The organism is Streptomyces sp. NPDC006476, assembly GCF_040612015.1.
GTDB classification, from domain to species: domain Bacteria; phylum Actinomycetota; class Actinomycetes; order Streptomycetales; family Streptomycetaceae; genus Streptomyces; species Streptomyces griseorubiginosus_B.
Genome location: NZ_JBEXPK010000023.1, coordinates 1 through 20,173, shown reverse-complemented (window position 1 = coordinate 20,173; position 20,173 = coordinate 1). Strand labels below are relative to the sequence as shown.

Below are 20,173 nucleotides of genomic sequence, written 5' to 3'. Positions count from 1 at the left end.
GGGCCGTCGAAGGCGTCGCGCGACGATCTGCATACACTGGCCGGCCACAGGACATTTCGGCCGGTCCCGGCAGGAAGCAGAGACGACAGGTGACAGAAGCGATCCTCCTGGTCGGCGGCAAGGGCACGCGGCTGCGTCCGCTCACGGTGCACACACCGAAGCCCATGGTCCGGGCGGCCGGGGTCCCCTTCCTCACACATCAGTTGGCGAGAGCGAGAGCGGCGGGCGTCGAACACATCGTCCTCGCCACCTCCTACCTCGCCGAGGTGTTCGAACCGTACTTCGGCGACGGCTCGTCGCTGGGGCTGCACCTCGAGTACGTGACGGAGGAGGAGCCCCTCGGCACGGGCGGCGCCATCCGTAACGTGGCCTCCCGCCTCCACTCGGGCCCCGACGACCCGGTCCTGGTCTTCAACGGCGACATCCTCACCGGCCTGAACATCGGGGCGCTCGTCGACACCCACGAGACGACCGGCGCCGACGTCTCCCTGCACCTCACCAAGGTGACCGACCCCCGCGCCTACGGTCTGGTCCCCACCGACGACACGGGCCGGGTCCTGGCCTTCCTGGAGAAGCCGCAGACCCCCGAGGAGATCGTCACCGACCAGATCAACGCGGGGGCGTACGTCTTCCGCCGCTCGGTCATCGACACGATCCCGCAGGGCCGCCCGGTCTCGGTGGAGCGCGAGACGTTCCCCGAACTGCTGTCGGCGGGGGCCCATCTGCAGGGCATGGTCGACTCCAGCTACTGGCTGGACCTCGGCACCCCGGCGGCCTTCGTCCGCGGCTCGGCGGACCTGGTCCTGGGCCGCGCCCCGTCACCCGCCGTGCCGGGCCGCTGCGGCGACCGTTTGATCCTCCCGACGGCCATGGTCGCCCCGGACGCGAAGCTGACCGGCGGCACGGTGGTCGGCGAGGGCGCGTTCGTCGCCGAGGGCGCCCGGGTCTTCGGTTCGACCATCCTGCCGGGTGCCGTCATCGAACCCGGCGCCGTCATCACCGACTCCCTCATCGGCACCCGCGCCCGCGTCGGCGAACGCTCGGTCCTCACCGGCACGGTCATCGGCGACGGCGCGGTGATCGGCGCCGACAACGAACTGCGGGACGGCATGCGGGTGTGGTGCGACGCGAGAATCCCGGCGGGGGCGGTGAGGTTCTCCTCGGACCAGTAGGGGATGCGGGCCGGATCATCCAGCCCGCCCGCAGTCCGGCGTTAGCCGATCGGTTTTTTCAGCCCGTCCGGCGTTTGAGGACGAGGCCCGGAGGGCCGACGGGGGTCCAGGGGGCCGAGCCCCCCCGGGCGAGGTTGAAGGGGCGGCAGCCCCTGGGACGGGACGGGTAGGGGCGGCGGGGGCGAGAACAAGCCGGAGCGCCCACTGCGCCTCACAACCGTCCGATGTCCACGCGCGGCATCTTCGGCGCCCGCCGAGCCGGCGTACGTCCGCTCAGCAGGATCAACCGGGCCGCCCGATGCCGCTGCCCCGCATACGGCTCCAGCAGCTTCAGCATCACGGAGTCGTCCGCGTCCCGGTCCCCGGCCAGCGCCCACCCCACGATCCCCGGCAGATGCAGATCGCCCACCGTCACCGCGTCCGCCGCCCCATGGCTGCGCTGCACGACCTCCGCCGACGTCCACGGCCCGATCCCCGGCACGACCTCCAGCCGGGCCTGCGCCTTCTCCGGCGACATCCCCACGGCCTCCTCCAGCCGTCCGGCCACCCGGACGGCCCGCAGGATCGTCGACGCCCGCTTGTTGTCGACCCCGGCCCGATGCCACTCCCACGACGGGATCAGCGCCCAGGTCCGGGGCCCCGGCATCACCCACAACCGTCCCCCTGCCGCAGGTCCGGGCGCCGGCTCCCCGAACTTCCGCACCAGCAGCCGCCACGCCCGGTACGCCTCGTCGGTCGTGACCTTCTGCTCCAGCACGGACGGGATCAACGACTCCAGCACCAGCCCGGTCCGCGTCAGACGCAACCCCGGCCGCCGGTGCCACGCCGACGCCACCACCCGGTGCCGCGGCACGAACGCCTCCGGCTCGTCGGCTCCGCCCAGCAGCTCCGGCAACTGCTCCAGCAGCCACTCGGCCCCCGGCCCCCAGGCCTCGCCCCGGACCGCGCCCCCGCTCACGGACACCCGCAGCGTCCCGGGCCCGCCGGGCGTCAGACTCGCCCGCCACACGGACCCGTCGGGCATGGCCCGGAAGGTCGGATCCCCGGGCCCGCGCCGCAACACACCCAGCACCAGCCCCAGTTCCAGCGGTCCGGCGGGCACCACGGTCCGCACCCGCCCGGGCGCCGCGGCCTGCCGAGGTATCCCCGCGGACACACCGACATGCCCGCCCCGCACGGTCGTACGAGTGGGCCGAGGAGAGAAGCGTCCTGCCAAGGCTGGGTTCCTGGATGTCGGGGACGTCCCGAGGGACTGTCGGGGGCGTGCAAGAGCCTAGGGGGTACGGGCTCTAGATCACCGCACCTCGACGAACCCCTCCACATCCCGCTCGCCGCGCGCCCGCGGCTCCTCGGCCGGATGCCCCACGGCCACCGCCCCCATCGGATCCCACTCCCGGGGCAGCCCCAGGACCTCCCGCACCACGTCCCGGCAGAACATGGTCGACGACACCCACGCCGAGCCCAGCCGCTCGCCGGCCAGCCCGACCAGGAAGTTCTGCACGCCGGCGCCCGTCGCGACGACGAACATCTCCCGCTCGGCCCCGTCGCGCCGCGGGTCCCCGTATGTGTGCGATCCGTCCATCACCAGACACGGCACCACCAGGTAGGGCGCGTTGCGCAGCACGTCCCCCCGCCGCACCCGTTTGGCGATCGACTCCTCGCTCTTGCCGTCGCGCCGCAGGTCCGCGATCCACGCGTCCCGCATCGCGTCCAGCAGCCGGGTCCGCGACTCCTGCGACTCCAGCAGCACGAACCGCCACGGCGTGGTGTGATGCGGCGCGGGCGCGGTGACCGCCAGGGCCACGGCCCGCCGCACCGCCCCGGGGTCGACGGGCTCGTCCGTGAAGGCCCGTACGGTACGGCGCTGGGTCACCGCCTCCCGTACCGCCTCGGAGGTCCCCAGCCGGAACATGTCGTCGCGCGCCCCGCGCACCATGGCCCGCGCCCCTTCCCCGTGGTCCTGGGCGACCACGTGCGCCAGCCCGCGCACCACGGCGACGGGACGTCCGGCGGCCTTGCCCTTGACCAGGTCACCGGCGGCGGCGAGCTCGTCCGCGGTGGCCACGACGGTCGCGCTCAGCGGATTGCCGTACGCGTCCGTGCCCCCGCGCAGATCGTCCAGCACGCGCACCCCGGCGGCGCCGATCGCGACGTCCGTGAGCCCCGCGCGCCAGGGCCGGCCGAAGGTGTCGGTCACCACGACCCCCACGTCGACGCCGAGGGCCGCGCGCAGTCCGTCGCGGATCGCGCGCGCGGACGCGTCCGGGTCCTCGGGCAGCAACAGGACGGTGCCCGCTGGGGTGTTGGAGGCGTCGACGCCGGCCGCCGCCATGACCAGGCCCTGCCGGTTCTCGACGATCCGCAGCGCCCCGCGCCGGGCCACGACCCGCACGGTCTCGGCGTCGATCGCGGCCTCCCGGTCCGCGGCGGCGACGATCCGCCCCTCCGCCTTGGACACGATCTTCGAGGTGACGAGCAGGACGTCCCCGTCGGCCAGCCCCGGCTCGGCGGCGGCGATCAGCTTGGCGACGTCGTCCCCGGGCTGCACCTCGGGGAGCCCGGGCACCGCCCAGACCGTGTAGCCGTCGGACGGCGTCCCGCTCACGAGGCCCGCACCTCCTCCGCCAGCTCCAGCGCCTCCCGGGCCATCCGCGCGGTCGCCTCGAGGTCGGTCATCATCAGCGGCACGGCCCGGCACCGGATCCCGGCGGCCTCGACGCGTTCCACGGCGCCCGCGTCCACGGTGTCGACGAGCCAGCCGTCCAGCAGCCCCGAGCCGTAGTGCTCGGCGACCGCCGCGGCCGTCGACTCCACGCCCACCGCCGCGAGCACCTTGTCGGCCATGCCGCGCACGGGCGCGTCCCCGACGATGGGGGACAGGCCCACCACCGGTACCCCGGCCTCCGCGATCGCCTCCCGGATCCCCGGCACCGCGAGGATCGTCCCCACCGACACGACCGGGTTCGACGGCGGGAAGAGGATGACGTCCGCCTCCGCGATCGCCTCCAGCACCCCCGGCGCCGGTTTCGCCTGCTCGGCCCCGACCGGTACGACCGCCTCGGCCGGCACGGAGGCCCGCAACCGCACCCAGTACTCCTGGAAGTGCACGGCCTTGCGTTCGCCGTCGACTTCGACGGCGACATGCGTCTCGACGCGGTCGTCGGTCATGGGGATCAGCCGTACGCCCGGCTGCCACCGGTCGCACAGCGCCTCCGTCACCGCGCTCAGCGGATAGCCGGCGCCCAGCATCTGGGTCCGCACGATGTGCGTGGCGAAGTCCCGGTCGCCGAGCCCGAACCACTCCGGGCCCACACCGTAGGCCGCGAGCTCCTCCTTGAGGTGGAAGGTCTCGTCGGCCCGCCCCCAGCCCTGCTCCTCGTTGATGCCGCCGCCGAGCGTGTACATCACCGTGTCGAGGTCCGGGCAGACCTTCAGCCCGAAGAGGTGGATGTCGTCCCCGGTGTTGCCGATGACCGTGACGTCCGCGTCCGGCACGGCCCGCTTCAGACCGCGCAGGAACCGGGCACCACCGATGCCGCCTGCCAGAACCACAATGCGCATGGGGCCAAGTCTTGCAGGCGGGTACGACAAAGCGTCAGGCAGTCACCGGACGCGCTTCGCAGGCGGCACTCGTGTGCATCGGCATCTCGGTCAGGCCCGGGTAGTAGACATGCAGACTGATCGCGGGCTCCAGGGCGTCGTTGACGACCTCGTGCACGTACCCCGGCGCGAACACCCGCTGCGCCCCGGCCGCCAGCGCGCGCGTGCCACGTCCGGTGCGCTCGGTCAGCGTGCCCTCCAGGACCGTGAGCACCCCGAAGGAGCGCCCGTGGTCGTGCGGCCCGCTGCCCTGGCCCGGAACCCAGGACAGCAGCCACACCTCGTAGCCGGGCCCGGTGCGCAGCCGGTGGTACCAGCGCGTCGTGGCGTCGTACTCGACGAGGTGCTCCCACTGGGCGCGGTCGGCGGCGATGGCGCGGGCCAGGCCCACGAACTCGGCCACGGTGGCCGGGTGCTCGCGCGGCGGCTGCAGCAGGTGGGTGACTTCGAGGATGTCGCCGGCGATCTGGAGGTCGTTGTCGCTGTTCATAAGGGGTGCTGTGGTTCCTCAGTGAAAGAAGGTCAGAGGGAACGGGGTGATGAGAAAACGCCGACCGGGTCGCAGGGGACTCGGTCACAGCCGGAGCTAGACGTGGCTCAACAGCTGGAACAGCAACAACAGCTACAGCGCGCGCGGGCAGCACCGTGGGACCGGGCGGAGCCGGTCGAGGTGAGTGCCAAGTTCGCGAGCATGCCCACAAGGCAATCGGTTCACACCTCGACTGTCAACTCGACGCCCGGTATGTGGGACCGGTTTCACCTCATCCGGTTCATCTGAGAGGTGAAAGGTTTGTGCTGGGGTCCTCGGGGACACATGGCGCACAACCGGGCGCGCAAGCCTCGTTGTGATCCCGTGATCCGACTGTGATCCGGCTTGCTTCGGGATGCGCGTGGAACGAGATCGAACATCCGGGCGTCCTTCCTCGTACAAGGCTCTGTACGGGCCGGAGGCCCTCGGGGTCTCGTCTGCATGTCAAGGTTTATGCCGATTTGAACACTTTCCGCATGGCCTTGGTTCCGCAGAGTGAATAAGGGGCCCAATAGCAGATCTCGGCTTGACTCGCCCGGAGCAGCACACTTGTAATTTCACTCGTGTCGTTCAGCCGGAATCGGTAACGGCTACATCACGGGGACGCGAAAGACAGACGAGGGGCGCACATGACCGAGCTGGTGCAGCAACTGCTGGTCGACGACGCGGACGAGGAACTCGGCTGGCAGGAGCGCGCGCTGTGCGCCCAGACCGACCCCGAGTCCTTCTTCCCCGAGAAGGGCGGCTCGACCCGGGAGGCCAAGAAGGTCTGCCTCGCCTGTGAGGTCCGCTCCGAGTGCCTCGAGTACGCCCTCGCCAACGACGAGCGCTTCGGCATCTGGGGCGGCCTGTCCGAGCGGGAGCGACGCCGCCTGAAGAAGGCGGCCGTCTGATCGGACGGCCCCCACTCCCCACGCAACCGAACGGCCCGTCGCAAGTGGGTTATCCACAGGCGACGGGCCGCCCCTGTGCCCAGCCGATAGTGTGGTCGCTCGTCCGAGACGCCTCGCTGCCCCCACCGGGCACAGACGTCCACCGCAGTCCAGCGAACCGGGGCCCGTACCTCGATGTCCGTGCACAGCCACACGGCAGCCCAACACGACGCTGCCACGCCTGAGTTCCCGCGTCACGTGGTGACCGCGGTGCTCGTCTCCCACGACGGCGCCCGCTGGCTGCCCGACGCGCTCGCCGGGCTGCTCGGCCAGGAGCGGCCCGTCCAGTTCGCCATGGCCGCCGACACCGGCAGCGCCGACGACTCCGCCCAGCTGGTCACCCAGGCCCTCGGCGCCGACCGGGTGCTGCACCTCGCCCGCCGCACCGGCTTCGGCCAGGCCGTCGAGGAGGCGGCCCGGACCGCCCCCGTGCTCACCCCGGACGAACTGCCCTACCTGAAGCGGCCCAGCGGCTGGGACCCCGTCACCCGCACCTGGCGCGACGACGCCTACGACATGCCGGAGCTGCCGCACGGCGAGCCGGTCCAGTGGCTGTGGCTGCTGCACGACGACAGCGCCCCCGACCCCGACGCCCTGGCCCAGCTGCTGCGCGTCGTGGAGAACGAACTGGAGCTCGGCCGCGACGACGTGGCCGTCGTCGGCCCCAAGCTGCGCGGCTGGTACGACAAGCGCCAGCTGCTCGAGGTCGGCGTCTCCATCGCCAACTCCGGCCGCCGCTGGACCGGCCTGGACCGCCGCGAGCAGGACCAGGGCCAGCACGACCACGTCCGGTCCGTGCTGTCGGTGTCCACCGCCGGCATGCTGATCCGGCGCGACGTCTTCGAGCAGCTCGGCGGCTTCGACAAACGGCTGCCGCTGATGCGCGACGACGTCGACCTGTGCTGGCGCGCCACCGCCGCCGGCCACCGCGTCCTCGTCGCCCCGGAGGCGGTCGTACGGCACGCCGAGGCCGCCTCCCGCGAGCGCCGCACCGTCGACTGCGTGGGCCGCAGCGCCGCCTCCCCGCACATGGTCGACAAGGCGGGCGCCGCCTACACCCTCCTCGTCAACGCGCGTACGGCCGCGCTGCCCTGGGTGCTGCTGCGCCTGGTGCTCGGCACGCTCGTGCGTACCGTCGCCTATCTCGTCGGCAAGGTCCCCGGACAGGCCCTCGACGAGATCCGCGGCCTGCTGGGCACACTGCTGCGGCCCGAGCGGATCATCGCCGGCCGGCGCAGGCGCGGGCAGCCGCAGATCGACAAGGGCGAGCTGCGCGCGCTGTTCCCGCCGCCCGGCGCGACCGTGCGGGCCACCGTCGAGCAGGTCGCGGGCGACCTCTTCGGCAGCTCCGACCCCGACGCCACCTCCGGCGCGGGACGGCATGGCGGCGGGATCGAGTCCGGGCCCGGCGGCGACGACGCCGACTTCCTGGAGATCGAGCAGTTCGCACGCCTCAAGCGCATCGCCCGCGCGCCCGGCCCGATGCTCTTCCTGGTCCTGCTGCTCGTCTCCCTGATCGCCTGCCGCGACCTGCTCGCAAGCGGCGCGCTCTCCGGCGGCGCCCTGCTGCCCGCGCCGGGCGACTCCGGTGAGCTGTGGTCGCGCTACCTCGACGCCTGGCACGCGGTGGGCGCCGGGGGCACCCCGTCCGCGCCGCCGTACCTGGCGATCGTGGCGACGCTGTCCTCCGTGCTGTTCGGCTCGACCGGGCTCGCCGTCACGGTCCTGCTGGTCTGCTCGGTGCCGCTGGCCGGCTTCACCGCCTACTTCGCCTCCCGTCCGCTCATCGAGTCGCGGTTGCTGCGCGCGTGGGCGGCCGTCGTCTACGCCTTCCTGCCCGCCGCCACCGGCGCCCTCGCGGGCGGCCGCATCGGCACCGCCGTACTCGCCGTCCTGCTGCCGCTCATCGCCCGCGCGGGCGTGGCGGCGAGCGGCCTGGCGAACACCTCGGGAGCGCGCGGCAGTTGGCGCGCCACCTGGGCGTACGCGCTGCTGCTGACGATCACCACCGCCTTCACGCCGATCGTGTGGCCCATCGCCCTGATCCTGGGCGTCGCGGTCCTGGCCGCGCGCCGCAACGACATCACCGCCCACGGCCTGCGCTTCCTGGCCCAGCTGGGCACGCCCCTGCTGGTCCTCGCCCCCTGGTCGCTGACCCTGCTGCCGTCCGGCTTCTTCAAGCAGGCCGGCCTGGACTACGGCCCCTCGGCCGCCTCCGCCCTCGACCTGCTCGGCGCGAGCCCCGGCGGCCCGGGCACGGTCAGCGGACTGATGCTGATCGGCATCGTGCTGGCCGCACTGGCCGCCCTGCTGCGCTCGGAGCGCCAGTCCGGCATCTGGGCGGCCTGGGTGGTCGCCCTGGTGGGCCTGGTCTTCGCCGTCCTGTCCAACGACTCGACCTGGGCGGGACCCGCGACCCTCGTCTATGGCATCGCCCTGATCGCCGCCGCAGCCCTCGGCGCCGACGGGGCCCGCGCGCGGGTGGCCGAGCAGAGCTTCGGCTGGCGCCAGCCGGTGGCCGCGCTGATCGCCTTCGCCTCGCTCGCCGGCCCGTTGCTGATCGCCGGCGGCTGGATGCTCCGCGGCGCCGACGGCCCGCTCGAACGGCGCGACCCCACCCAGGTGCCCGCGTTCGTCGCCGAGGAGAGCGGCACCCGCGACCAGGCACGCACGCTCGTCCTCGACAGCGACTCCACCGCGCGCGTCGGCTACACCCTGGTCCGCGGCTCCGGCGCCCGCATGGGCGACGCCGAGACGGCCGCGGCCGACGGTGAGAACGCCCAGCTGGACAAGGTCGCCGCCAACCTGGTCGCCGGCTCCGGCGCCGACCAGGCCGACCAGCTCGGCAAGTTCGCCGTGCGCTACGTCCTCGTCCACAAGGGCGCGCCCCGCGAGATCACCCGCGTCCTGGACGCCACGCCGGGTCTGTCCCGGCTGAGCCAGCAGGGCGGCAGCGCCCTGTGGCGGGTCGACCAGGAGGTCGCGCGAGCCACCATCGTCTCCGGCACCGGCGCCCCGCAGCCCGTCGCCGCCGGACCCGTCGACATCCACACCACGGTCCCGGCCGGTCCCGACGGCCGCGTCCTGCGCCTGGCCGACACCGCCGCCGAGGGCTGGACGGCCACCCTCGACGGCAAGCCGCTCACCCGCACCACGGTCGACGGCTGGGCCCAGGGCTTCCAGCTCCCCGCCTCCGGCGGCCGCCTCGACGTCACCTACGACGCCCCGATCACCCACACCGCCTGGCTGTGGGCCCAGGGCGCCCTCGCCGTCGTCCTCGTCGTCCTCGCCCTGCCCGGCAGGCGCCGCGACGTCGACGACGACCTCCCCGAGGAGCCGTCGATCCCCGCCCAGGCCGTCACCGGCGAGGGCCGCCGCGCCCGCCGCCTGCGCGCCCAGGCCGAGACGGAGGCCGAGGCCGAGGAAGCCGACCAGAGCGAGGAGTTCCCGTCTCCTCCGCAGGAGGAGACCCCGGTCGCGGTCCCGCAGCAGCAGGCCTACGACGAATGGGACCCCGCGACCTACGCGGGCGCCCAGTACGGCGACTACGCCGAGCAGCAGCAGTACCAGGGCGCTCAGCAGTACCCGGCGGGCTACGACCAGACCTACCAGGCGGACCCGTACCAGAGCGGCCAGTACGACCCGTACGGCTACGGCGGCCAGACCCAGGGGACGTACGACGAGACCGCCTACGACCCGACGTACCAGCAGGGTTACGACCCCGCGTACGACCCGGCGCAGCAGCACCCGCACGCCCCTGAGCGCCCCGACGGGAGTCAGCAGTGAACCGCACCACCCTGTCCCTGATCGCCGGGACCGCCGCGCTCGCCGCCGTCACGGGCTTCGCGTCGCTGTCCGCGCCGGGCGCCTCCGGCACGGACACCGCCAGGGCGGCCGCCGAGCTGCCCGTGGAGCGCACCTCACTGCTGTGCCCGGCACCCAGCACCTCCGACCTCGCCGAGACCTCGTACACGTCCTTCACGCCCGTCACCAAGGGCACGGGAAGCGACGGCAAGGCCGCGTTCCAGGCCGCCGCCGCGCAATCGGCCGACGGGACGGGCGACACCGGCAAGACGGACGGCAAGAACGGCGGCAAGAACGGCGGCAAGAAGGGCGGCAAGAAGAAGACCGGCGCGCCGACCCTCACCCCCAAGGAGCCCGGCACTCCGGTCACGGCCGACGCCTCCGGTTCGGACACTCCCGGTCTGGTCGGCACGGCCGAGGGGAAGTTCGCGCCCGGCTGGACGGTCCAGGAGACCACCGAGGTCGCCGCGGGCAACGGGCGCGGCCTGCAGGGCGTCAACTGCACCGCTCCCGACACCGAGTTCTGGTTCCCGGGCGCCAGCACCGCCGCCGGCCGCACCGACTACGTGCACCTGACCAACCCCGACGACTCCGCGGCCGTCGCCGACATCGAGCTCTACGGCAAGGACGGCGACCTCAAGTCCACGGTGGGGGAGGGCATCACGGTCCCGCCGCACTCCAGCGAGCCGATCCTGCTCTCCACGCTCACCGACGAGAAGCAGACCGACCTCACCGTCCACGTGAACGTCCGCAGCGGCCGGCTGGGTGCCGCCGTGCAGGCGCTGGACGACAAGGCCGGTGGCGACTGGCTGGCCGCCGCCACCGACCCCGCGGGCAGCCTCGTCCTGCCGGGCATCCCCAAGGACGCCACATCCGTGCGCCTGATCGCCTTCACGCCCGGCGACGCGGACGCCGACCTGAAGGTGCGTCTCGCCTCCCCGAGCGGCTCGATCACCCCGGCGGGCAACGAGACGCTGCACGTGAAGGCGGGCATGACGACCGCCGCCGACCTCGGTGACGTCACCCGCGGCGAGGCGGGCTCCCTGATCCTGACGCCGACCGGCCAGTCCGTGCCGGTCGTCGCCGCGCTGAAGGTCGTACGGGGCAAGGGCGCCAAGCAGGAGACGGCGTTCATCCCGGCCACCGCGCCGGTCGGCACGCGCGCGACGTCCGCCGACAACAGCGGCAAGGGCACCACCCTGTCCATCACCGCGCCCACCCGCACCGCGCAGGTGAAGGTCACCGCGTCGGCGGGCAGCGACGGCGGCACGGCGGTCTCGAAGACGTACACGATCAAGGCCGGCACCACCCAGGACGTCGACGCCCCGGTCCCGAGCGGTCTGAAGGGCACGTACGCGCTGACGGTCGAGCCCGTGTCCGGCGGGCCGGTGTACGCCGCGCGCACCCTGGCGGCGACGGAAGGGGGCGTGCCGGGCTTCACGGTGCAGACGCTGCCCGACAACCGGGGGATGGTCGCCGTACCGGAGACGGACCAGGACCTGTCGGTGCTGCAGAAGTAGGCGGGCGGCGGGGGTCAGTCCTCGCCGTAGCGCGGGTCGACCGTCTCGGGGGTCAGCCCCAGGATCTCGGCGACCTGCTCGACGACGACCTCGTGCACCAGGGCGGCCCGCTCGTCACGCCCCTTCGTGCGGATCTCCACCGGCCGCCGGTAGACCACCACGCGCGCGGGACGGCCCTCGCGCGCGGCGATCGTGCCGCCCAGGGGCACCGCCTCGTCGTTCCAGCTCTGCCCGGGGCCGTCCAGACGCGGCACCTCGAGGACGAGGAAGTCGATGTCGGCGAGCTGGGGCCAGCGCCGCTCCAGGCGCTCCACCGAGTCCTGCACCAGATCCGCGAACGCGTCGGCACGGCTCGCGGCGAGCGGCACCTGGGGCGGTGCGATCGGCCCGCGCATGCCGCGGCCGTGGCGGTCACGACGACGGGGCCCGGGGGCAGCGGCCCGGGGCGGTACGGGGTTGTCCATCACCGGTGAAGCGTAGTCCCCGCGCGGACCGGCCGCCCGACCCCACGCGGCATAGCGGACGGTCCCGGGGGCCCGGTAAGCCCTGTCTCAGGATGACCATTCCAGCCAAGGTTGGGCTCGATTCCGTATCTCTCCGAGACCGTCGATGTCGAGGCAAATGACGGTGTTTGTACGGAGTGTTGATCGTACGAGGGGTCGGTCGATGCCCTGTGAACGGACGTCCCCGCAGGTCAGCGAGGGATGCCGGAAGGGGTGTGTGGGGCGATTCACAGCACGACACGGTGGGGTGACCTGGGGGAGAGTCGTCGCGGCCCGCTCAAGAGTGCGGTACCGTCCAACGTCGTGAGCCCTGTACGTCGCTGTTCGCGAACCGCCTGCGGCCGACCCGCCGTCGCGACGCTGACGTACGTCTACGCCGACTCGACCGCGGTCCTCGGCCCGCTCGCCACCTACGCCGAACCCCACTGCTACGACCTGTGCGCCGAGCACTCCGAGCGCCTCACCGCCCCGCGCGGCTGGGAGGTCGTCCGCCTCCTCGACGGCTCCGCCCCGGCCCGCCCCAGCGGCGACGACCTGGAAGCGCTTGCCAACGCGGTGCGCGAGGCGGCCCGTCCGCAGGAGCGGGCGGCCCAGGCGGGCGGCGGCGGGGCCCGCTCGGCGGACCCCATGGAGGTCGCGCGCCGCGGCCACCTGCGGGTACTGCGCTCCCCGGACAACTGACCGACTCGCGGGGACAGTTCTCGTTCGGGCTCCCCAGGTCCTCCTCCGTTTTCCCCTCCGAGTGTTCGCTGCGCGGGTACTCGCCCGTACTCTGCCCTGACCTGAGGTGACGTCCGAGAGCGCGCTACTCGACGTCCGGTCGGCGCCCGGTCACCCGGTACGGGTAGTTTGTCGGCGACCGATAGGACTTCAGGAGGGTTGGCCGTGGCTGCTGATCTGTCGCAGATCGTGAAGGCGTACGACGTACGCGGAGTGGTCCCGGACCAGTGGGACGAGACACTGGCCGAGCTCTTCGGCGCCGCCTTCGTCCGCGTAACCGGAGCGGACGCGATCGTGACCGGCCATGACATGCGCCCGTCCTCGCCGGGCCTGTCCCGCGCCTTCGCGCGCGGCGCGGCGGCCCAGGGCGCCGACGTCACCGAGATCGGCCTCTGCTCGACAGACCAGCTGTACTACGCCTCGGGCGCGCTCGGCCTGCCGGGCGCCATGTTCACGGCCTCGCACAACCCGGCCCAGTACAACGGCATCAAGATGTGCCGGGCGGGCGCGGCGCCGGTGGGCCAGGACACGGGCCTGTCCGAGATCCGCGAACTGGCGGAGGAGTGGACCGAGTCGGGCGCGCCGGAACCGGCCGCGTCACCGGGAACCATCACACAGCGTGACACGTTGACGGACTACGCGGCCCACCTCCGCTCCCTCGTGGACCTGACCTCCATCCGCCCCCTGAAGGTCGTGGTCGACGCGGGCAACGGCATGGGCGGCCACACCGTGCCCACGGTGTTCGAGGGCCTGCCCCTGACCGTCGTCCCGATGTACTTCGAACTCGACGGCACCTTCCCCAACCACGAGGCCAACCCGCTCGACCCGGCCAACCTCGTCGACCTGCAGCAGCGAGTGCGCGAGGAGTCCGCCGACCTCGGCATCGCCTTCGACGGCGACGCGGACCGCTGCTTCGTGGTCGACGAGCACGGCGACCCGGTCCCCCCGTCCGCGATCACGGCGCTGGTGGCCGCGCGCGAACTGGCGAGGAACGGCGGCAAGGGCGTGATCATCCACAACCTGATCACGTCGTGGTCGGTCCCCGAGGTCGTCAGGGAGCACGGCGGCACCCCGGTCCGCACCCGGGTCGGCCACTCCTTCATCAAGGCCGAGATGGCATCGTCGGGCGCGATCTTCGGCGGCGAACACTCCGCGCACTACTACTTCAAGGACTTCTGGAACGCCGACACGGGCATGCTGGCGGCCCTGCACGTCCTCGCGGCCCTGGGCGGCCAGTCCGGCCCCCTGTCCTCGCTCGTGGCCGCATACGACCGCTACGTGGGCTCCGGCGAGATCAACTCCACGGTGGCCGACCAGAAGTCCCGCCTGGCGGCGATCCGATCGACGTACGGCGCCCGCGAGGACGTCACCCTCGACGAACTCGACGGCCTCACCGTCACCTCCACCGACTGGTGGTTCAACGTCCGCCCCTCCAACACGGAACCGCTGCTGCGGCTGAACACGGAAGCGAGGGACGAGGCGACGATGACCAAGGTGCGGGACGAGGTACTGGCGATCATCAGGGCCTGAGCCGGACTTCTCCGGCTGACCTGAGTGACCCGGCTTGTCCAGTGCTTGTCGTAGGTCGCATCATTCAGCCAGCGCGTCGAGCGCTTGACGCCGGTCCCCATCATCCAGCCCGTCCGGCGTTTGAGGACGAGGCCCGAAGTGCCTATCGGGGTCAGGGGCGGAGCCCCGGCGGGGAACCAGGGGGCGGAGCCCCCGGGAGCGGGGTCGAAGGGGCGGCAGCCCCTGGGGATGGGACGGGTAGGGGCGGCGGGGGCGAGAAACCAGTCCCGCACCCCCACCCACCCGCAACCACCCAACCCCCGCCACCCCGCCCCCACCGGCGGTACCCTGACCAGGCACATCCGCGCACCCCGCACACCCACTCGCACGCGCACGCGTACCCGCCCCGAAGGGACACCCCATGCCGCTCGAAGCCGGCCTCCTGGAGATCCTCGCCTGCCCGGCCTGCCACGCCCCCCTCAAGGAGCAGGACACCGAGCTGATCTGCACCGGCCAGGACTGCGGCCTCGCCTACCCGGTCCGCGACGACATCCCTGTCCTCCTCGTCGACGAGGCCCGCCGCCCCGCGTAAAGCGCGCCGCTTCCAAGCGCCGCAGCCCGCCGCCGCCGCGAGCCCCGACCCCTGTCACAGACGCGAGCGACGATCTCCGCCCCGACGCAAGCGGACAAGACCGCAACCACCGCGGGGATGAGCCCCCGCCGCCGCGAGCGACACAGCCCGCGACCGACGTATCCCGACAGCCCGCACCCGAGTTACCCGACAGCCCGCAGCCGACGTACCCGACGGGCCGCCGACATACTCGACAGCCTCGCTGCCCGCACAACTGACAAACCGCAACAAGCCACAGACAGCCGTAACAAGCCACAGACAGCCGCAAAAAGCCACAGAAACCCACAGACAAGCCCCAGACGAGCCACATCAAGGCGTCCCCCGGCCGACAACCCCAAGGACGCCGCCCGCCCACACGCCCGCCCGCCAAGCCGCCGCCGGCAACCGTCGCCGGCGATCGGAGGCCGCCGCCCCATGCTCGACGAATCGCTGCTCGACACCCCCGAGGCCCTGTCGGAAGCCGACCGCCGCGGCCTGCTGCGCGGCGCCGCCGAGGCCGGCGCCCGCGTCCGTACCGCCGCCCGGCACGCCGCCGAGGCCGGTGTCAACGACCTCAAGCCCGACGGCCGCCCCCGCGCCGTCCTCATCGCGGGCCCCGGCGCCGCCGCCACCCACGCCGCCGACCTCCTCGGCACCCTCGCCGGCCCCGGCAGCCCCGTCATCCGCCTCGCCCCGACCGGCGTCGCCCCCGCGGCCGGCGCCCTGCGCTGGGAACTCCCTGGCTGGGCCGGCTCGGTCGACCTGCTCCTGATCGCCACCCCGGACGGCACGGAACCGGGCCTGTCCCTCCTCGCCGACGCGGCCTACCGCCGGGGCTGCACGGTCGTCGCCGTCGCCCCCGCCCGCACGCCCCTCACGGAGGCGGTGGAGGGCGCCCACGGCTTCTTCGTCCCGATGGCGACGGCCCCGTACGACCAGGACGAGCCCCTCGCGGCCTCGGCCCCCGGCGTCCTGTGGGCGCTGCTGACACCCCTGCTCGCGCTTCTGGACCGCACGGGTCTGCTCAGCGCCCCGGCGGACGCGATCGAGAAGGTCGCCGACCGCCTCGACCAGGTCGCCGAGCGCTGCGGCCCCGCCATCGCGACCTACAGCAACCCCGCGAAGACCCTCGCCGCCGAACTCGCCGACGCACTGCCGGTCGTGTGGACCGAGGGCACCTCCGCGGGCCCGGCCGGGCGTCGGTTCGCCGCCGCGCTCGCGGAGCTCTCCGGTACCCCCGCCGTCGTCGCCGAGCTCCCCGAGGCGCTCGCAGCGCACAGCGCCCTCCTGGCCGGCCCGCTCGCCGCCAGCGCCGACCCGGACGACTTCTTCCGCGACCGTGTGGAGGAGCCGCCCGCGCTGCACGCGCGCGTGGTTCTCCTGCGCGACCGTCCCATCGGCGGCCTCACCGCCGCCCCGGCCGCCCGTGACCTGGCCCTCAGCCACGACACGCCGATCAGCGAGCTGGAGCCGCAGGAGGGCGGCGAACTGGAGACGCTCGCCGAACTGATCGCCATCACCGATTTCGCCGCCGTTTACCTGGCGCTCGCCTCGGGGGCCTGATCTTGACGCCTGCGCCCTGAAACAGCCGTACACGCACGCGCGTACCGATCGACCGGCAGAGAGAACCGCATGGACCGCCTGGACAACACCATCCGCCCCTACGCCTGGGGTTCCACCACCGCCATCCCCGCCCTCCTCGGCGTCGAACCGAGCGGTGAACCCCAGGCGGAGATGTGGATGGGCGCCCACCCCGGTGCCCCCTCGCGCACCGCACGCGGCACCCTGGTGGAGGTGATCGACGCGGCCCCGGAGAAGGAGCTGGGCCCGGGAGCCGTCGCCAAGTTCGGCCCCCGCCTGCCGTTCCTGCTCAAGATCCTCGCCGCCGGCGCCCCCCTCTCCCTCCAGGTGCATCCCGACCTCGCGCAGGCGAAGGAGGGCTACGAGGACGAGGAGCGCCGCCAGATCCCGGTCGACGCCCCGTACCGCAACTACAAGGACGCCAACCACAAGCCCGAACTGATCTGCGCGCTCACCGAGTTCGACGGCCTGTGCGGCTTCCGCGACCCGCTCCGGGCCGCCGACCTGCTGGACGGCCTCGGCGTCGACTCCCTCAAGCCGTACGTCGACCTGCTGCACGCCCACCCCGAGGACGCCGCCCTGCGCGAGGTCCTCACGGCGATCCTCAGCGCCGACCCGGAGGAGATGCGCCACACGGTCACCGAGGCCGCGGCCGCCTGCGCCCGCCTGGGCGGCCAGCACGCCCCCTACGCCGAGATCGCCCACCACTACCCGGGCGACCCCGGCGTCATCGCGGCGATGCTGCTCAACCACGTCCGTCTGCAGCCGGGCGAGGCCCTCTTCCTGGGCGCCGGCATTCCGCACGCCTACCTCAACGGCCTCGGCGTCGAGATCATGGCCAACTCCGACAACGTGCTGCGCTGCGGACTGACCCCCAAGCACGTCGACGTCCCCGAACTCCTGCGGATCGTCCGCTTCGAGGCGAGCGACCCGGGCGTGCTGCGGCCCGAGGCCTCCCCGGACGGCGAGGAGGTCTACGAGACCCCCATCGACGAGTTCCGGCTGTCGCGGTACGTCCTCCCCGAGGGCGGCACCACCCACGACCTCACCCGCGCCACCCCGCAGATCCTGCTGTGCACGGCCGGCTCGGTACGGGCCGGCGAGCACGAACTGAACCCCGGCCAGTCGGTGTTCGTCCCGGCGGGCGAGCAGGCCCAGGTGACGGGCGCGGGCACGATTTTCCGCGCCACTGTGATCGTATGACCGGGGTTGTGGATACCTGAGACGTCAGTGCCGGCCGGGACTGCAAGAATGACCCACCGGCAAAGGACGGGCAAAGGCCGACACCGGCCGGACGGACGAGGGCGAAGGGACAACGCGGACACATGAGCGCGTCAGGCGGCACCAGGGCGATCGTGGCGGCACTCGGCGCCAACCTCGCGATCGCGGCATCGAAGTTCGTCGCGTTCGCCTTCAGCGGCTCCTCCTCGATGCTCGCCGAGGGTGTCCACTCGCTCGCCGACTCCGGCAACCAGTTCCTGCTGCTGATCGGCGGCAAGAAGGCCGAGCGCGAGGCGACCCCGCAACACCCCTTCGGCTACGGCCGCGAGCGGTACATCTACGCCTTCCTCGTCTCGATCGTGCTCTTCTCGGTCGGCGGCATGTTCGCCATCTACGAGGGCTACGAGAAGATCCGCCACCCGCACGAGGTGGAGCACTGGTACTGGCCGGTGGGCGTTCTCGTCTTCGCGATACTCGCCGAGGGCTTCTCCTTCAAGACGGCGATCAAGGAGTCGAACGAACTGCGGGGCAAGCTCTCCTGGTCGCAGTTCATCCGCCGCGCCAAGGCACCCGAGCTGCCCGTCGTCCTCCTGGAGGACTTCGGCGCGCTCATCGGTCTGGTGCTCGCCCTCGGCGGCGTCGGCCTGGCCCTGCTCACCGGCGACGGCGTCTGGGACGGCATCGGCACGGTCTGCATCGGTCTGCTGCTCGTCTCCATCGCGCTCGTCCTCGCCGCCGAGACCAAGTCCCTCCTGCTCGGCGAGGCCGCGGGCCTGGAGGAGGTCAAGAAGATCGAGGCCGCCATCGTCGACGGCGAGACCGTCACGGGCATCATCCACATGCGCACCCTCCACCTCGGCCCGGAGGAACTGCTGGTCGCCGCCAAGATCGCCGTCCAGCACGACGACACGGCCGCCGAGGTCGCCTCCGCCATCAACGCGGCCGAGGCCCGCATCCGCGCCGCGGTCCCCATCGCACGCGTGATCTACCTGGAACCGGACATCTACAGCGAGGCCGAGGCCGCCAAGGGCCCGGACCGCGAAGCGACACCGGGCGGCCCGGCCCCCCACCCCGCCGGCCACTGAACGGCCGTCCGCCACCCGCGACACACCGTGATCGGCCTGATGTGTTCGATGGTGGACTGGGGACCGCCGGGGCGACCGGTGTAGCTTGGAACCGAGCCAGACGTCGCTGCTGATGGCGGTCGGGCGGTCCCACCGCGGACCGACCGAGGGAGAGAGGGCCTCCGACGGACTGCGCTGCGCGTACGCGGGCATGCCTGTGTCCTCTTTCGGGCACCCCTGTGTCCGCCGCCGCGCAGACCAGCCGTACCCAACCTCGCCCCAACCCCGAGGAGCAGCTCGCAATGACGACTGTCGAAAACCGACAGGACTTCAAGGTCGCCGACCTCTCCCTGGCCGAGTTCGGCCGCAAGGAGATCACCCTCGCCGAGCACGAGATGCCCGGCCTGATGTCCATCCGCAAGGAATACGCCGACGCGCAGCCCCTGGCCGGCGCCCGCATCACCGGCTCCCTGCACATGACGGTGCAGACCGCCGTCCTCATCGAGACCCTCGCCGCCCTGGGCGCGCAGGTCCGCTGGGCCTCCTGCAACATCTTCTCCACCCAGGACCACGCGGCCGCCGCCATCGCCGTCGGCCCGAACGGCACGCCGGACAACCCCCAGGGCATCCCCGTCTTCGCCTGGAAAGGCGAGACGCTGGAGGAGTACTGGTGGTGCACCGAGCAGGCGCTGACCTGGCCGGACAGCCCCACCGGCGGCCCGAACATGATCCTCGACGACGGCGGTGACGCGACCCTCCTCGTCCACAAGGGCGTCGAGTACGAGAAGGACGGCAAGGTCCCCTCCGTCGACACGGCCGAGTCCGACGAGCACCGCGTCATCCTCGAACTCCTGCACCGCACCATCACCGACGGCTCGCAGAAGTGGACCCAGCTGGCCTCCGAGATCCGTGGTGTGACGGAGGAGACCACGACGGGTGTGCACCGTCTGTACGAGATGCAGCGTGACGGCGTCCTGCTGTTCCCGGCCATCAACGTCAACGACGCGGTGACGAAGTCGAAGTTCGACAACAAGTACGGCTGCCGCCACTCCCTGATCGACGGCATCAACCGGGCCACCGACGTCCTGATCGGCGGCAAGACGGCCGTCGTGTGCGGCTACGGCGACGTGGGCAAGGGCTGCGCGGAGTCGCTGCGCGGGCAGGGCGCCCGGGTCATCGTCACCGAGATCGACCCGATCTGCGCGCTGCAGGCGGCGATGGACGGCTACCAGGTCACCACCCTGGACGAGGTCGTCGACCAGGCCGACATCTTCATCACCACCACCGGCAACAAGGACATCATCATGGCCTCGGACATGGCCAGGATGAAGCACCAGGCCATCGTGGGGAACATCGGCCACTTCGACAACGAGATCGACATGGCCGGCCTGGCGAAGGTGCCCGGCAT

General features: G+C 72.5%; 16 protein-coding genes. 11 read left to right on the top strand and 5 right to left on the bottom strand.

Features of this window, described 5'->3' with window-relative positions:
• The first annotated feature begins 89 nt into the window (after window positions 1–89).
• The gene (locus ABZZ74_RS25525; protein ID WP_356768647.1) at window positions 90–1,172 is read left to right on the top strand and encodes an NDP-sugar synthase; all 1,083 of its coding nucleotides are present in this window, start codon (window positions 90–92) and stop codon (window positions 1,170–1,172) included.
• A gap of 211 nt (window positions 1,173–1,383) precedes the next feature.
• On the opposite strand, the gene ABZZ74_RS25520 is transcribed toward ABZZ74_RS25525, so the two are convergent.
• From ABZZ74_RS25520 to ABZZ74_RS25505, 4 genes are all read right to left on the bottom strand, one after another.
• A complete protein-coding gene (locus ABZZ74_RS25520) occupies window positions 1,384–2,388 on the bottom strand; it encodes a DNA-3-methyladenine glycosylase 2 family protein (RefSeq protein ID WP_356768645.1) in 1,005 nt (334 codons plus the stop codon).
• Window positions 2,389–2,466: 78 nt separating this feature from the next.
• The gene (locus ABZZ74_RS25515) at window positions 2,467–3,777 is read right to left on the bottom strand and encodes a coenzyme F420-0:L-glutamate ligase (protein ID WP_356768643.1); all 1,311 of its coding nucleotides are present in this window, start codon (window positions 3,775–3,777) and stop codon (window positions 2,467–2,469) included.
• Window positions 3,774–4,733, bottom strand: a complete 960-nt coding sequence (cofD, locus tag ABZZ74_RS25510) for a 2-phospho-L-lactate transferase (protein ID WP_356768641.1) — start codon at window positions 4,731–4,733, stop codon at window positions 3,774–3,776. Before cofD ends, ABZZ74_RS25515 begins: the two co-directional genes overlap by 4 nt.
• A 34-nt stretch (window positions 4,734–4,767) precedes the next feature.
• Complete coding sequence (locus ABZZ74_RS25505; protein ID WP_356768639.1) at window positions 4,768–5,262, bottom strand: cysteine dioxygenase family protein; 495 nt, start codon at window positions 5,260–5,262, stop codon at window positions 4,768–4,770.
• 668 nt (window positions 5,263–5,930) lie between these two features.
• Here ABZZ74_RS25505 and ABZZ74_RS25500 point away from each other — a divergent pair.
• From ABZZ74_RS25500 to ABZZ74_RS25490, 3 genes are all read left to right on the top strand, one after another.
• Window positions 5,931–6,194, top strand: a complete 264-nt coding sequence (locus ABZZ74_RS25500; RefSeq protein ID WP_003975777.1) for a WhiB family transcriptional regulator — start codon at window positions 5,931–5,933, stop codon at window positions 6,192–6,194.
• Between the two features lie 174 nt (window positions 6,195–6,368).
• A complete protein-coding gene (locus tag ABZZ74_RS25495) occupies window positions 6,369–10,019 on the top strand; it encodes a glycosyltransferase family 2 protein (RefSeq protein ID WP_356768637.1) in 3,651 nt (1,216 codons plus the stop codon).
• Window positions 10,016–11,557: a DUF5719 family protein gene (locus tag ABZZ74_RS25490; protein ID WP_356768635.1), complete on the top strand. Its 1,542-nt coding sequence runs from the start codon at window positions 10,016–10,018 to the stop codon at window positions 11,555–11,557. The genes ABZZ74_RS25495 and ABZZ74_RS25490 overlap by 4 nt, the downstream gene beginning before the upstream one ends.
• Window positions 11,558–11,571: 14 nt before the next feature.
• Here ABZZ74_RS25490 and ABZZ74_RS25485 read toward each other — a convergent pair whose 3' ends face one another.
• Window positions 11,572–12,021 (bottom strand): metallopeptidase family protein, encoded by a 450-nt coding sequence (locus tag ABZZ74_RS25485; RefSeq protein ID WP_356768831.1) that lies wholly within the window; start codon window positions 12,019–12,021, stop codon window positions 11,572–11,574.
• A gap of 240 nt (window positions 12,022–12,261) precedes the next feature.
• On the opposite strand from ABZZ74_RS25485, the gene ABZZ74_RS25480 reads away from it, so the two are divergent.
• The 7 genes from ABZZ74_RS25480 to ABZZ74_RS25450 form a co-directional block, all read left to right on the top strand.
• Window positions 12,262–12,741: a DUF3499 domain-containing protein gene (locus ABZZ74_RS25480; protein ID WP_356768633.1), complete on the top strand. Its 480-nt coding sequence runs from the start codon at window positions 12,262–12,264 to the stop codon at window positions 12,739–12,741.
• Window positions 12,742–12,945: 204 nt separating this feature from the next.
• Window positions 12,946–14,310 carry a phosphomannomutase/phosphoglucomutase gene (locus ABZZ74_RS25475; RefSeq protein WP_356768631.1) on the top strand — a complete coding sequence of 455 codons (1,365 nt, stop codon included), beginning with the start codon at window positions 12,946–12,948 and terminating at the stop codon, window positions 14,308–14,310.
• Between the two features lie 400 nt (window positions 14,311–14,710).
• Entirely contained in the window at window positions 14,711–14,881 is a 171-nt protein-coding gene (locus ABZZ74_RS25470) for a Trm112 family protein (protein ID WP_133046004.1), read from the top strand.
• A 453-nt stretch (window positions 14,882–15,334) separates the two neighbouring features.
• Window positions 15,335–16,462, top strand: coding sequence for an SIS domain-containing protein (locus tag ABZZ74_RS25465; protein ID WP_356768629.1), 1,128 nt, complete (start codon window positions 15,335–15,337; stop codon window positions 16,460–16,462).
• Between the two features lie 69 nt (window positions 16,463–16,531).
• Window positions 16,532–17,683: a mannose-6-phosphate isomerase, class I gene (manA, locus tag ABZZ74_RS25460; RefSeq protein ID WP_356768627.1), complete on the top strand. Its 1,152-nt coding sequence runs from the start codon at window positions 16,532–16,534 to the stop codon at window positions 17,681–17,683.
• Window positions 17,684–17,805: 122 nt separating this feature from the next.
• Complete coding sequence (locus ABZZ74_RS25455) at window positions 17,806–18,786, top strand: cation diffusion facilitator family transporter (RefSeq protein WP_356768625.1); 981 nt, start codon at window positions 17,806–17,808, stop codon at window positions 18,784–18,786.
• A gap of 281 nt (window positions 18,787–19,067) precedes the next feature.
• A partial coding sequence (locus ABZZ74_RS25450; RefSeq protein ID WP_356768623.1) for an adenosylhomocysteinase occupies window positions 19,068–20,173 on the top strand: 1,106 nt, incomplete at its 3' end.

Bases quoted from the DNA above. Each gene is read 5' to 3' on its own strand.
- ABZZ74_RS25485 (WP_356768831.1), bottom strand. From the start codon at position 12,021: ATGGACAACCCCGTACCGCCCCGGGCCGCTGCCCCCGGGCCCCGTCGT.
- manA (WP_356768627.1), top strand. From the start codon at position 16,532: ATGGACCGCCTGGACAACACCATCCGCCCCTACGCCTGGGGTTCCACC.
- ABZZ74_RS25495 (WP_356768637.1), top strand. From the start codon at position 6,369: ATGTCCGTGCACAGCCACACGGCAGCCCAACACGACGCTGCCACGCCT.
- cofD (WP_356768641.1), bottom strand. From the start codon at position 4,733: ATGCGCATTGTGGTTCTGGCAGGCGGCATCGGTGGTGCCCGGTTCCTG.
- ABZZ74_RS25505 (WP_356768639.1), bottom strand. From the start codon at position 5,262: ATGAACAGCGACAACGACCTCCAGATCGCCGGCGACATCCTCGAAGTC.
- ABZZ74_RS25465 (WP_356768629.1), top strand. From the start codon at position 15,335: ATGCTCGACGAATCGCTGCTCGACACCCCCGAGGCCCTGTCGGAAGCC.
- ABZZ74_RS25470 (WP_133046004.1), top strand. From the start codon at position 14,711: ATGCCGCTCGAAGCCGGCCTCCTGGAGATCCTCGCCTGCCCGGCCTGC.
- ABZZ74_RS25480 (WP_356768633.1), top strand. From the start codon at position 12,262: ATGCCGGAAGGGGTGTGTGGGGCGATTCACAGCACGACACGGTGGGGT.
- ABZZ74_RS25455 (WP_356768625.1), top strand. From the start codon at position 17,806: ATGAGCGCGTCAGGCGGCACCAGGGCGATCGTGGCGGCACTCGGCGCC.
- ABZZ74_RS25500 (WP_003975777.1), top strand. From the start codon at position 5,931: ATGACCGAGCTGGTGCAGCAACTGCTGGTCGACGACGCGGACGAGGAA.